12 protein-coding genes and 2 tRNA genes are annotated in these 13139 nt (G+C 59.7%); all 14 read right to left on the bottom strand.

Going from position 1 to position 13139, the window contains the following annotated elements; genetic code table 11:
* Positions 1 to 22: 22 nt before the first annotated feature.
* Positions 23 to 436 (bottom strand): DUF3788 family protein, encoded by a 414-nt coding sequence (locus HZB60_00300; GenBank protein ID MBI5058203.1) that lies wholly within the window; start codon positions 434 to 436, stop codon positions 23 to 25.
* Between the two features lie 57 nt (positions 437 to 493).
* Positions 494 to 1594, bottom strand: a complete 1101-nt coding sequence (locus HZB60_00305) for a nitronate monooxygenase (protein ID MBI5058204.1) — start codon at positions 1592 to 1594, stop codon at positions 494 to 496.
* Between the two features lie 442 nt (positions 1595 to 2036).
* Positions 2037 to 2543: a hypothetical protein gene (locus HZB60_00310; GenBank protein MBI5058205.1), complete on the bottom strand. Its 507-nt coding sequence runs from the start codon at positions 2541 to 2543 to the stop codon at positions 2037 to 2039.
* Positions 2544 to 2684: 141 nt separating this feature from the next.
* Positions 2685 to 3179: an isoprenylcysteine carboxylmethyltransferase family protein gene (locus tag HZB60_00315; protein MBI5058206.1), complete on the bottom strand. Its 495-nt coding sequence runs from the start codon at positions 3177 to 3179 to the stop codon at positions 2685 to 2687.
* A 216-nt stretch (positions 3180 to 3395) separates the two neighbouring features.
* Entirely contained in the window at positions 3396 to 4058 is a 663-nt protein-coding gene (locus HZB60_00320) for a hypothetical protein (GenBank protein MBI5058207.1), read from the bottom strand.
* A gap of 85 nt (positions 4059 to 4143) precedes the next feature.
* A complete protein-coding gene (locus HZB60_00325) occupies positions 4144 to 4947 on the bottom strand; it encodes a hypothetical protein (GenBank protein MBI5058208.1) in 804 nt (267 codons plus the stop codon).
* Between the two features lie 91 nt (positions 4948 to 5038).
* Positions 5039 to 5115 (bottom strand) — tRNA-Asp (locus HZB60_00330).
* A 102-nt stretch (positions 5116 to 5217) separates the two neighbouring features.
* A tRNA-Val gene (locus HZB60_00335) sits at positions 5218 to 5292 on the bottom strand.
* Complete coding sequence (locus tag HZB60_00340) at positions 5283 to 5579, bottom strand: hypothetical protein (protein ID MBI5058209.1); 297 nt, start codon at positions 5577 to 5579, stop codon at positions 5283 to 5285. Before HZB60_00340 ends, HZB60_00335 begins: the two co-directional genes overlap by 10 nt.
* Positions 5580 to 5781: 202 nt before the next feature.
* Positions 5782 to 8331 (bottom strand): S49 family peptidase, encoded by a 2550-nt coding sequence (locus HZB60_00345; GenBank protein ID MBI5058210.1) that lies wholly within the window; start codon positions 8329 to 8331, stop codon positions 5782 to 5784.
* A gap of 281 nt (positions 8332 to 8612) precedes the next feature.
* On the bottom strand, positions 8613 to 10205 hold the full coding sequence (locus tag HZB60_00350) for an OmpA family protein (protein ID MBI5058211.1): 1593 nt from the start codon (positions 10203 to 10205) through the stop codon (positions 8613 to 8615).
* A 15-nt stretch (positions 10206 to 10220) separates the two neighbouring features.
* Positions 10221 to 11429: a hypothetical protein gene (locus HZB60_00355; protein MBI5058212.1), complete on the bottom strand. Its 1209-nt coding sequence runs from the start codon at positions 11427 to 11429 to the stop codon at positions 10221 to 10223.
* Between the two features lie 71 nt (positions 11430 to 11500).
* Positions 11501 to 12691, bottom strand: coding sequence for an MFS transporter (locus HZB60_00360; protein ID MBI5058213.1), 1191 nt, complete (start codon positions 12689 to 12691; stop codon positions 11501 to 11503).
* An 8-nt stretch (positions 12692 to 12699) separates the two neighbouring features.
* The gene (locus HZB60_00365) at positions 12700 to 13026 is read right to left on the bottom strand and encodes a hypothetical protein (protein MBI5058214.1); all 327 of its coding nucleotides are present in this window, start codon (positions 13024 to 13026) and stop codon (positions 12700 to 12702) included.
* Between the last annotated feature and the right edge of the window lie 113 nt (positions 13027 to 13139).

Below are 13139 nucleotides of genomic sequence, written 5' to 3' on the forward strand. Positions count from 1 at the left end.
TTTCGGAATCCGGCCCGCAGGCTCAGGTGGAAAGCTTGATCGTGGCGAGGGTCTCGAGGTGTGTCAGATCAGCGGGCTTAGCGACTTTCACATAGAAGCCGCGACCTTCGGCATAGGGTCGGGCGGCTTCGATGGAGTTCTTGATGCGACTGGGAAGCTTCGCCTTGCGCGCGGCGGCAACGGCCTTCTCGCCGAAGACGAAAGCGACGGTGAAGTGGCCGTCAGCGGGGAACAGATAGCAGACGGTACGCGTGCGCCGTTTGGTGACGAGCACCCAGCCCGATTGCATGAACTTCCAGTCCCGCGAGATGGGATCGAAAAGATCGTCGAGGTAGGCGTTGAATTCGTGCCAGACCGCGGCGGCGTCGCCGAGCGCGCCCCACAGAGCAGCGGCCGTGGGCTTGCGGGATTTCTCAGTGAAGCAGCAGGCGGGCATGGTAGAAAAATGCGAAACAGCGAAAAGGCGAAAAGCTAAAGAGCGTGTGCAGCACGATCAGGGCTGGTGCTGGGCGGCCTGATCGAAGCCGGCAACCAGCGAATCGACCAACTGCTGAACGGTCGTGATCTCATTAACGCGGTAGGCATTGGCACCGGCGAACGGGAAGCCGTGTTTGAGATTGCCCTTCTTTGCGTTCATCAGCGCGAGCGCGATGCAGTAGGGACTCCGCTGGTAATCGCAGGTGATGATGCAGTGATAGGGACAGGCAAAGGGCTCCTTTTCACCGCGACCCATGGCCTCGACGAAGGGGTTGCGGATCACGCGGCCGGGGAGGCCGACCGGACTCTTGATGATCGTGATGTCCGCCTCGCGCGCGTCCACATAGGTCTGCTTGAATTCGCGTGAAGCATCGCACTCTTCGGTGGCGACAAAGCGCGTTCCCATTTGCACCCCCGCCGCGCCCAACCGGATAAACTTGTAAATGTCCGCGCCGGTATACACACCACCCGCGGCGATCACCGGGATGGGCCGATCCGGCGTGACGAACGGCTCCACGGCCGCGATGACTTCCGGCACGAGCTTCTCAAGTGCGAAATCAGGATCAGCGATTTGCTCGGGTTTGAAGCCGAGGTGACCCCCTGCGCGCGGACCCTCGACCACCAGCGCATCAGGCACACAATCGAATTTCTCCAGCCAGCGTTTGCAGATCATCGCGGCGGCGCGACCGGAGGAGACAATCGGAACCAGCTTCGTATTCGTTTCGGGCAGGCGGAATTTCGGCAGATTGAGCGGCAGGCCGGCGCCGGAAAAAATTACGTCGATGCCTTCTTCAATCGCGGTGCGAACCTGATCGGCGAAATTCGACAGGGCCACCATGATATTTACGCCGAGCACGCCGTTGGTGGCCGCGCGCGCCTTGCGGATCTCTTCGCGCAGCGCGCGCTTGTTGGCCTCTACGAAGTCGCGGTAGAAATCCGGCTCATTCATGCCGATGCCAGCCGTCGCGATGACACCGATGCCGCCCGCGTTTGCCACTGCCGCCGCGAGGCCGGAGAGGGAGATTCCCACGCCCATGCCGCCCTGGATAATTGGAATACGAGCGGTCAGATCACCGATATTCAGGGTGGGAAGCGCACTCTTCAGGCTGAATGTCATCGTTTGCGGAGTTTCGGGGGCGTCAGTTTGAAATGCTTTTGACCAAACAAACCCCGGCAGCGGTTGATAAAGCGGATGTTGGGCCCAGCTTCATGAGCTAAAAAGACCCAAGGTTCGGGCGGAATGGGATAACGAATAGCAGGGGATGGCGGGTGATAGTTGACCAGAACGGTCCTATTACAGAGGGCACGAATTTTATAATATACGAACATTTGTACAAAAAGTCAATAGCTGGAAATTGGAATCCGCTGAGCCAGAGACCCGGGAGGCGTGGATATCCCGACGGCGACGATGGGTGGCACCGGATGGAGCGGCCCCCCCGAGCGGGGCAGCAGAAGACTCATGACAACGGCCGCCTATGGAAACCAACGAACCGAAGCGCGAGCCTCGGTTCGTGTTTGTTGGCGATGAAAGCACGCTGGAGGACGATGGCCGCCGGCGACTATTTCACTTTTTCCCACGTGTCAACGAACACGCCTTCGAGCGTGCCGGTGATTGTGTTGCCATCGAAGACGAGCGCGGGCGGATCGAACGGGGCACGGAAAGAAACCTTCGAGCCTTCTACGGTTACCGGAACCGTCTTGGTCTCGCCCATCGCATAGACCGGGCCGGTGCCGGGCTTCGAGCCGGGCATCACGCCTATTTCGTCGTTCATGACGCTGAACACGACCGTCTCCGTATATTCCTTGTCCGTCAGCTTATAGGTCGAGATCATGGAGTAGGAGAAGTGCTTGCCGCTGGGATCCATCCAGCCGACGTTGAAGTTGCGGTGGCCGTCCACGAGCGTGTAGAGTCCGTGCAGGTCCTTCTCACCGAGCGTCGTGCCGTCAGCGAGTTTGCGCGACGTGAGTTTGTAGGTGCCTTCAATCGAGGGCAGAGCCGCCATCGCGACCGTACCGAAAGCCACGAGGAGTAGCACAAGTGTCAAACCGAAAAGCCGTGTTCGCATGTTTATCCTGTTCCCTGTGAGTGAAAATGGGTATTATGACAATATAAGTCATATTTACGATTACCTGCAAGGGGACTCAGTAAGAGACAAAGAAAGAGGGGAGGGGTGGGGAGAGGGCGGGGGGTGGTTTCGGGAGAACAATCAGAACCACGTTCGCGCCCGATAGTCTCGATAGAGATCTCCGTATCGCGAGATTAGCGCCTGTTCCTCCAGCCGTCTCCAGAAGAGAATACTTCCGATGCCGAGGATTCCCACCGCCATGCTCAGTCCCGCGCCGTGAAAAAGACTCCAGCCCACGATCCAGAAGACGAACGCCGTGTACAGGGGGTGGCGGATTCGCGAAAACAAGCCGGTGGTAATCAGACGGTCGATGTCTTCCAGTCCCCGTAACTGAACAACCGCCCCGATGCCGAGACCCCAGCCCAGGATCACCGCCCCGAGACCTGTCCAGCGGACGAGGCTCGGAATGCGGAGCGGAAACGGATCGAACGGGCACATGGCAAACCAGCCAACCCAGAGCAGAGTCATCGCGGCAAAGATGCCGGCAAACAGCAACTTGTGCCCCGAACGGACGCGACCGGACTGCTTGAGGACTTCATAGCTATCCCGTGTGACCAGCCCCAGCAGGTGAAGCACTAGCAAACTTGAATAAGCACCGCTCATACTTTGATAACCCTTGCCAGGTGGTACGCGAGGCGATTGCAGACGGCCGGATTGATCAGGTCAGGACTGACGCGCGACGTTGCTCCCGAGCCGGGGGCATGCCGGCGCGTGCCGCCGAGGGGGGGTCTCCCGAGCGGGGCATGTGAAGACGAAAGACACATGCCGCCGCGGGAAAGGAAACTGTTGCTCTTAGTGCTCGACATACCTGAGGCGCGTATCCGCCAGCAAGAATCCGCTATATATGGGTTTCGTATTGCCGTGCCAGCCAATGAGTTGGTTATGCAGAAGGCCAAGTATGAACGACAATCCAGCAATCTCGAAAATTGCGTTGGCAAATGACCCAAGACGCAGTTCCTCGTTGTCGCAGAATATCTGAGGGCGAGAGTCGACGACTCCCTTGCCTGAATATGATCGGATGATTGTTTCGACATGTCCCCCAGCCTCCAAGTGCAAATAGTGTGAATGAACAAGTCTATTGCGATTGCGACCTGCTTCTTGGCATTGTTTCGTGACTGAACCAATGTCGACAGAGAACTGCTCGATACCATCCAACTGAATCTTCTCCGCGTATCGCACAAGATTGGATTCGATGATCTTGATCAACTCATGGAACCGCATGCTTACATACCTCGTGCCTGAATTGTGCGCGTGCGCCGGATCATCAAGGAACCAAGCAATTTGGAGAATTTTGCTCTCGAGGTGTTGAAAGCAGACCACGTACTTGCCTAACTCCGAGTAGATATCCTCAATATCTTCCATCAGCAGTTTATCTGTAATATTGGTCGATTCCTGTCTGATGTAGCACTGTTCTGGAGGTATCTGCAAGCCAGGCACTTCCTTCGAGCGGTGCATGTGCCGCACGTGCCGCCGCGTGTAAGAGGGAGTTGGATTTCTGCTAATGATGACATTCTTGCTGGTCCACTGATCGGGCCGAGGCTCAAGTTTGCTTTCTAGCTCGGTACCAGCCCGACAAGGAACCTTGCTCGATTCTGCCTGCGTCGAATAACTCACCGATCGCACTCTGGACGGCATTTCTCGATTCGACATCATTGCGAAAATCCAAGCCAAGTTCGTCCATGATGCTTTGAGTCGATAATTCCTTGACCGCGAGAATGCCCAGTATCCGGATAGGAAGGGTAGTGTCCGGCGCTCGGGCTGCGGTCTCATCAATCCGATTGTCCAAAGCTTGCAGTATTCGCGGACCAACCTCCAGCGCCCAGTCAGCAGCCGCACGATCAACGGATGCGCCATGCACTGCGGAGTTTAGTAGTGAAATGAGGTCAGCAAGGACGTCGCGATCGTCATTGTCAATTAGCTCTCGAGTGCTTAGCTCTTTGAGAAGCCGCGTAATACTGCCGCGCTGAGTCCCGACGCCTCCTGCATCCGCAATTTGCATGAGGCGCTTTTCTATCTCGATCCGCAAACCCGCGAGAGCGAGATTTGAATCGGTATCGCCAACTATTTGGAAGGGGTAGCGAATAGCCGCGTGGTCATTGGTCTTGGCCGCCAAAAGTCCGGCTCTTTCTGCCCGTTCCTCTACGCTTTTCAGTTCGGGGAATTCAACCTTTAGACCACCCGGAAGTTCAACGGACTTGAACAGAGGAGTTAACCAAGGGATGACAGCAATAGCAATTAGTGTCAGGGTTGCGACATCAACCACGACACTTGGATAGCACAGGTGAGCGAGAGCACTGACGAGCGCAGCGGCCGTGACGATTGTTCTGAGTCGAGTAGCCTTCATGCGAATCGCTTTTGGGAGTGATTAATCAGAGGTTCGATTGCAATCATAACAAAAGCCCCTGCCGAGCGAGCTCAACAAGGGCTTGATAACTTGGCGGGGCCGACGGGGCTCGAACCCGCGACCTCCAACGTGACAGGCTGGCGTTCTAACCAACTGAACTACGACCCCACGCCAAAAACGCGAAACTTGAAATTTGAAACTTGAAACCTGAAAGCCGAATCCGATTCCGGCAGGGTCGGGAGACACCTGTTCGGGGTACCAGCGACTTTGTGGGCGATGACGGATTCGAACCGCCGACATCCTGCGTGTAAAGCAGGCGCTCTGGACCAGCTGAGCTAATCGCCCTTCGGTTGCCCCGCGCCTGCGTCCACCGTCCGCTCATGTGCCATGATCGCGTACGGAAAAATCACAACGTACGCCGTCGTCAATAAGATCGGCGCCAACGTCAAACTCAAAAATCCGTCCGCCGGCGGCTGCGCCAAACAAACATAACCCACCAGCAACACCGCCAACCCGATCCCCAGCCAGAGATAGTTCTTGCGCGTAAACGGAACCTGAAACCGCGGAGCGGCCTTGGCCTTAGGTTTTTCGCCCGGCACCCCGTGCGACTTCACGCCGGGACGGGTCTTCACTTTGGGAGGAATGGGGAACTCCGAAGAGAAATGCAGAAAATCGAAAATTGAAAATCGAAATTCCGAACCCGACGGGCCCGCAATTCAATTTAGACACCTAATTTACGGAGTTTTCTCACGCGTGTCAAGACGCGAGCGGCGAACCCAGTCCCGGCCCGCCGCTCGCGATTTAACGTAATGCTATGTAAACGTTTAGATTACGTTACTTGGCCGGCAAACCACCCAGCCCGGCCTCATGGTCCTCGACCGGGATATCCTCCGGCGAAACCATGTACAGAGGCTTGCCTCCCGATGCACTCAACTTCCGCCAATAGCTTAGTTCGTAGTCCGGGGAGGTCGTCCCCTCCGGACGTTCGCGGCCGGTCACGAGAGTCGTTAGCGCGGTCAGCACCGATGGTCCACCGAAGAGCGCAGGGTTGATCCAGGCAGGCTTCGGATACTCGACGAGCTTCACGCGTGCGTTTGGTTTCAGCTTCGCATCGGACTTCGCACGGGCAATGGCCGCCTCCATGCCGCCGATCTCATCAACCAGACCGTTCTCCAACGCGCGTTTACCGCTCCAGACGCGACCCTGACCAATGGAATCCACATAGCTCGCGGTAAGCAGCCGACCGTCCGCGACTTTCTCCGTGAATTGCTTGTACATGCCGCGAATCAAGCGCTCCACGCGCAAATGCTCGGTGCTGTCGAGATTGCGTTCGGGTACGGTCAGACCCAAGAACGGCAGGGTGATGCCGAAACCGACTTCCGCGTGCTGACCGACCTTAACGTAATCCGAAGTGAATCCGGTCTTACTGCCGAGGCCGTCATTCCATAGCCAGCCGCCGATCACCCCGATGGAGCCGGTAACCGTAAACGGCGAACTGTAAATGCGGTCGGCGTTCATGCTGATCCAGTAGCCTCCGGAGCCCGCGACTCCGCCCTGCGTGACGATCATCGGCTTGGAATCGCTGATGTTGTCCATCTCCGCCGCGACCAGATCGGAAGGCAACGCATCGCCGCCGGGAGAATCCGCGCGCAGTACCACGGCCTTGACGTGCTTGTTGTTGGCGAGCTTGCGCAACGTGCGCGAGGTGCTACGACCCTTGATGCCGGTGTCCATGGCGCACTCGCCGACTGCGTACACGACTGCGATTTCCGGCGGCTTGCCCCAATCCGGATCGGCATTGCGCGCCTTCTTTAACTCCGCGACGGAGAGCGTGCCGGGTTTGTCTCCGGTCAGGAGTTCGGCGAAATCCTTCACATCATCCCAGCGGCCCACCGTGTCCACAAGTCCGCCGGCCAGCGCCTCGTCGGGCGTGAAAATGCCCATCGTGTCCACGCCCGCTTCGATCTGCTCGCGAGTCAAACCGCGGGATGCCGCAATATCCGCCAGCCATTGCTCGTAGAAATCGGTGATCATCGTCAGCCGCTGCTCCTTGTCGGCGGCGGACATGTCCTTTCGGGAGAACGCTTCGAAGGCGGATTTGTAGGTGAAGAAACGCCACTCCTCCACGCCGAGGCCGATCTTCTCGAAGAAGCCCTTCCAGAACGTGCGGCCGGCGACGAAACCGGGAATCACGATACCGCCCTGCGGATCGATCCAGACGTAGTCGGCCACGCTGGCCAGATAATAGCCCGTCATCCCGACATTGTCAAAATAGATGTAAACCTGCTTCCCCGCCGACTTGAAATCGACCAACTTCTCGCGCAGCTCCCAAACCAGCTCGCGACCACCGTTGAAGCCGGAAAGATTGAGCGCGATGCCGCCGACCGTGGGATTCCGTTTGGCCTGTTCGATCGTTTGCAGCGTGGGCCAGAGCGGGATCTTGTAAGGCGCACCGATCTTCTCTTTCTGATACGTCAACACGCCCTTCATACCGACCGTAACGAGTTTGTCATCCTTGGCGAAGTACTTTGCCGGGTCGATGGTGGGTTCCTGCTCGCCCACGCGCGCGACGTAGCTGGTCGAGATGTGCTCCTGATCCTTATCGAAGTGCGGAACGACATTGAAGCCGAGGCCGTCGATCGACGCGCCGATACTCAGCGACAGTAGTTTGTCCTGCGACTCGGCATAGGGCTTCGACATTTTCAGCGCGGCGCGGAGGCCATTGAGCGGCTGCACTTCGACGCCGACGCCGTACTGCATCCGTTCGGGCGTGTTGAATTCGAAATGCCCCGCGGCCACGTCACCGAAAAAGGTGACACGATGATTGGAAAATGGCCGCAAGCCCACGTCGGCGGTCGCGTTGTAATCCAGTTTATCGAGCGTCAATGACGACGTGCCGCCCACGGAAACGAAGGGGAAGGGTCGATAGATGGAGCCCACCGTCAAATAGTGATCGCGGACTTCCTGATACGATCCGCCCTTGGACCAGTTGTACGAAAGACCCCAGTAGTTATCGGGGTCGCCGCCGCCCACGCCGAGCGAATAATCGTTCAGGCGATCAAAGAGCAGCGAATTGCGCGGATGCGGCGTGTATGTGCTGCGCATGGCGAAGCCGATCCCGTCCGTGCCCAGCGCGAGCGACCAGTCGTCGAGGCGCTTGGGATGTACATTCCGGTCACTCCACGAGAGCGCGGCCTCCCATCCGCCCATGGCGCCCCACGCCGCGGGATTCCAGAACGCGCCCAGCGCGCCGCCGTATGTTCCCGGTGTGGACGCGAGAGCGTTCACGCCCGCTGAATAATCGGGAAGATAGGATGATTGGAGTTGCGCGAAGGCTGCCGTCGTCAGCAGCAGCGCGGCGAGGAGGATGAGGATGCGATTCATGGCAGTCGTAGGTTCGGGTACTGAAATTGCGAAGTTTGTACGGGCGGAATCAAACGTGGGCCTGATGCGGAAGTGATCTTGCCGAGACACTCGGTCAGGGTGCCCGGACTGTGAGTAGAAAGTTACATGCTCGATGAAAATCGAAGCGCCACTTGCTCCGATTCCGGCCAGGCGAGGACGCCCGGCTCGGCGAGCGAAGCGACCCCCCTGCCCCCCTGTGAACGGAGGAGGGACCCGACGCAGATTCCGGCGGACTGAGGGCGGTCCGCTCGGCGAAACGCTTACGGCAGAGTCAGCACGACGTCAATGCGACGATTGCGAGCACGGCCTTCCTTGGTGGCGTTGTCGGCAATCGGTTTGCTCTCGCCGAAACCCATCGCCGTCAAGGTGTCTGCCCGGACCTTCAAGGCATCGGCCAGCGCGGCGCCGACCGCCAGCGCGCGTTGTTCGGACAGCGTCTGGTTCACTTCCTCCTTGCCGTCGGAGTCCGTGTGACCTTCGACCGTGATCTTGGCGCCGGGAAACTTCTGCACCGCCGTCGCGACCTTGCCGATGATCTTGAGCTGTGATTTCTCAACGTCGCTCTGGCCGGCGGCGAAGTTGACCGCGTACACGCGAATGACCACGCGCCCCCGCTCATCCTGCAGGATCACCGCTTCACCGGGCTTGAACAGCTCCTGGGCCTGCGCAATGAGCTGCGTAAGCTCCGTGTTCTTCTGCAACGCGCCTTTCGACTCCGAGTGTTGACTCTCCAGCGTCTTGATCCGCTGCTCGAGTTGAATGATCCGGTTCTGTGCGTCGGCGAGGCTGGTTTGCGCCTCCTGTAATGAGGCTTCAAGCGACGCATTCGTCGTCGCGAACTGCGCGGCCACGGCCTGTACGGAGTCGGTCGTCCGCGAGATCATCGTCTCGAATTGATCGTAGGTAGCTGCGCCGCCATGCGAAAAATCAAGCGTGCCGCCCAGTCTGCGCGCGATGCGCTCGAGCAGATCATCATAGGGGAGCAGCGCCGTCTCCCACGAGTTCTTCTGCCGCTCCGCGGTGTCCACATAACCCATCAGACCGGTGATGTGGTCGGCGACACCCGTGGCCAGGGTCGCATCGGTGCGGGCCTGATCCAAATTCTCCTGCGCCAGCGCGGCCTCCGCTCGACCCAGCGCTTGATGCGCGCGCAGCACGAGCGTGGGAACGAGCTTCTCCGCACCGCGCTGCTGCGCCGTCTCGATCCGCGAGCGGGATTCACCGAGAATCTGGGTGCGCATGGCCTCGCGGCGCAGCGCCCGATAGGCACCGGCGATCTCCTGGATCTCGCCGTCAGGAATCGACTCGACTCCGCGCTCAATGTCGCGAACCGCGGCATACAGCTTGTCGTCCGCGCGCTTCCAGCCGTCCGGATTGAGCTGATCGGCATGGACGTCCGCCGCGGCCGTTCGTTCCGCAATGGCGGGACCCAGTTTCGAGCGAACGACCTTGGCGGACTCCCGCGCTTCCTTGACCTCGTCAAGGCAGCTCATGAGCTTGATGCGAATCAGCTCGCGTTCGCGCTTGCGCTCGATCAGCGAGCGAGCCTCGTCCAGCGCGTCCGCCGCGCGACCAAAATGCTTCGGCGAATACACGTCGAGTTGATCGGCGCGGCCTTTCTCAACGGCCTGCTCCGCTTGCCCGAGCAACTCCTCCTGGGTCTGGTCCGACGAGGCAGTCTGGGCGATTGCCGGGGCGTTCGGTCCCGTGGCGAAAAGGCACAGCGCCAGCGTTAGCAAGCCGGCACGCAAAATGAAGCGTGCCGCAGGACCGGTTTCAGCCACCCGGCGAAAGCTCAGCCCGGTGCGGTAGCAAACTTGAATCCGCGTGAGTCTCAATATGTTAGATTTCATGGAATACCAAATGTTTCAACGAACGGGCAGCAGGACCGGTGCCAGACGGCGCGCGGGAATCCAGGCGGCGCGAAAGCCGACTTTTGCTCCAATAGTGTCAAAGCCGATCAGGGTCAGCGGAGTATCCGTCAGATCCCCTTCGAGATACGCACCTTTGCTCGGAACGCGAACGCGTGCGAAACAGGGCTTTTCACAGCCCCAGTCGGTTTGCGTCCAGAGGGAGGAATCGGCGACCCACTGGCGCGGATCAACGTATGCCTCCACGCCGTCCGGCGAGCCGACCTCGACCCAGTCCTTGATCCACGCTTTCACAATCGTCGGGCGGCCCTTCGGTATCGAAAGAAAGCGCACGGTGTCACCCAGGCCCGGCGCCGTGAACTTGCGCAGGTAGAGCCAATCGGACTGGAGGGGAGCATACGTTCGCGTCGTCCAGGCGACCGTCTTCGTGGGCCGGTGAACGGCAACCGCTTCATCGGTACTCAGCACGATCAAGCCATGCCATTGCTGCATGGCGATGATGACCTCGCCCGGAATCCCGTTTTGGGCAAGATCAATCTCGAACAACTCGGGCGCGGTGGCGGAGCAACGAATCCATTTCGTCTTGACACGTTCACCCTGGCGCGTTTGCTCAAAGAGCGCATGAATTGTATCGCCAATGGCCGCGATCCAGACCGGCTTCAGTCCTTGCAAGGCCGGTGTGTAGATGCGCGCGAGTTGTTGCGTGGCCGGGTCGATCCAACCGATGCCGCCGGTCATCGCACCGGAACTGCGATCCCGCAATTGCAGGCCGAAGAACACGCGCGAGCGGGCGGCCGTGATGGGACCGGTCAGTTCGACCGGATCCAGGGCGGGACGATCCTCCGCGCTGACGAGTTCACTGAGCAATCGCATCGACTCCAAACCCGGGCTAAGCAGCGTGTAGGCAGAATCCGGAGCGGGAGGATGAATCAACAGAATCTCGCTGCCGCGAGCCACGTACTCTTCGCCGTTCAGCAGCACGCTGACGATCTCCGTGGGGGGGAGCGGAGGCGGCGAGACGGAGTCACGGGGCACGGTCAGCATCGCCTCCAAGCCGACGCTTAGGTAACCGCACCATCGCTCGCCACAAAAATAGACGTGGCGGTCATCGTAGGAAATCTCGGGAAAGCGGAGAATCCACGGTTCGGCGGCCAGCGCGGGCCGAAGGGCGAATAAAACCAATAGCGAGCGGAGGAATCGATGCACGGGGAACGGGGGGCGAAACTTGAAACTTGGAACTTGGAACTCAAAAACCAATGCAGGTGAGGCGGGCGAGCTCAGCATTCCTCCGGGGGGCGCGTATGGCGGAAGGAAAGCCAGAGCAGGATATCGTAAGTAATCTTCATGCCCGCGCCGAAGAATAACGGCGCACCGAGTGTTAGCGATTGCATGCACGCCCCCGCGAAGGAGGGTGCCGCCGCCCACGCGCCGAGGCGTACCAGATGGGTGACACCGGAGGCGGTGGCGCGCTCCGCGGGTTTCACTACCGCCATCACATAGCTTTGGCGGGTGGGAACGTCCATCTCAACCAAGCCCTCGCGAAGCAAAAAGAGCACGGCGGCGATGGGAAAGGTCGGAGCAATCGCGACGGTGACCAGGAGCAGACTCGAAGGAATGTGCGTGAACACCATGGTGTTCACGAGTCCGATGCGCTTCGCGAGCCAGGCCGCGCCGAGATGCGAAACCGCGTTCAGCCCGCGCGCGGCGAAGAACAGCCCGCCGATGAGCTGCTCGTTGATGCCGAAGCGCTCGTAGAAAAAATACGAAACGAGCGAAGCCGTGAGAAAACCACCGCCCAGCCCGTCGAGCGCAAAGAGCGCCGAGATGCGAACCAGAATCCGGCGCGATTCCGGCGAGAGCCGCACACGAGTCGGCACGGGTGCGCTAACCGCCGCCGAGAGCCGCAGGTAGAGCAAACTGGAAATCAGCAGCAGGCAGGCGGCAGCGGCAAGCGCAAAACGAAGCGAGGTCAGTTCATCGAAATCGAAGAGCAATCGAAGCAGCGAGGGCAGTCCCGCGAACAGGCTGCCGAGCGCGTGGCCGACGTCCTGATAGACGTTGTACCAGGCGAAGAGCTTCGTGCGACCGCGGTCATCCGTCGCCGAGGGCAGCGCCGCCTGCTCGACAATCAGCGCGGCGCCGCGATCGCGGCCCATGCCGTTCAGCATGCCGATAAAGGCCGCGACAGCAATCAGACCGGGCTGCGAACCGAATGCAACCGCGATACCACCGACCGCTCCGAGCAGCGAGAGCGAGACCAGAAAACGGCGCGCACCGATGGTCCCGGCGGCCAGCGTCGCAAGCAGCGCCGCAACCGCGGCCCCGGCGAGTCCGCAGGCAATGAGCAGCCCGATCGTGGACGCGCCGAGACCGATCCGCGCGAAGTAAATCCCCAGCAACACGCCGACCATGCCCGTGGACATCGCACGGAGAAACGCGGTCGCGAGGAAGATGCGGCGGTCAGTCACGCCGCGAATCAGCTAAACATGGCCGGGCCCGGGGGAACCGCGAAGGCGCGCTCCAGAATCGAGCGCAAGACGAAGACCAGCACCGCGGCGAGAATCGTGCGAAAGAAGCCGATGCCGAGACCAACCCAGAGCACGAACAAGTTGAACATGAACAGGATTCCGCTCGTGAGCCAGAAGTCACCGATGACGTACTTGACGCCGCCGGAGACGAACGCCATGAGCAGGACCACGAGGAAGATGCGGATCAGGCCCGGAGCTTCCTCGCGACGCTTGGCGACAAAGCTGCAGGCCAGATAATAGAGCAGCGCTTCGACGATGAGTTGAAGGAAGGGCATGGGAATAGAAATACGGAAATGGAGAAACGCAGAAATGCGGAAATCCGACTCCAACAGGATCGAGGGACCCTGTACGGCGGCAGCTCGCGATTCCGGCAGAGACCGAAGGCTCC

This window comes from candidate division KSB1 bacterium, assembly GCA_016214895.1.
GTDB lineage: Bacteria > Electryoneota > RPQS01 > RPQS01 > RPQS01 > JACRMR01.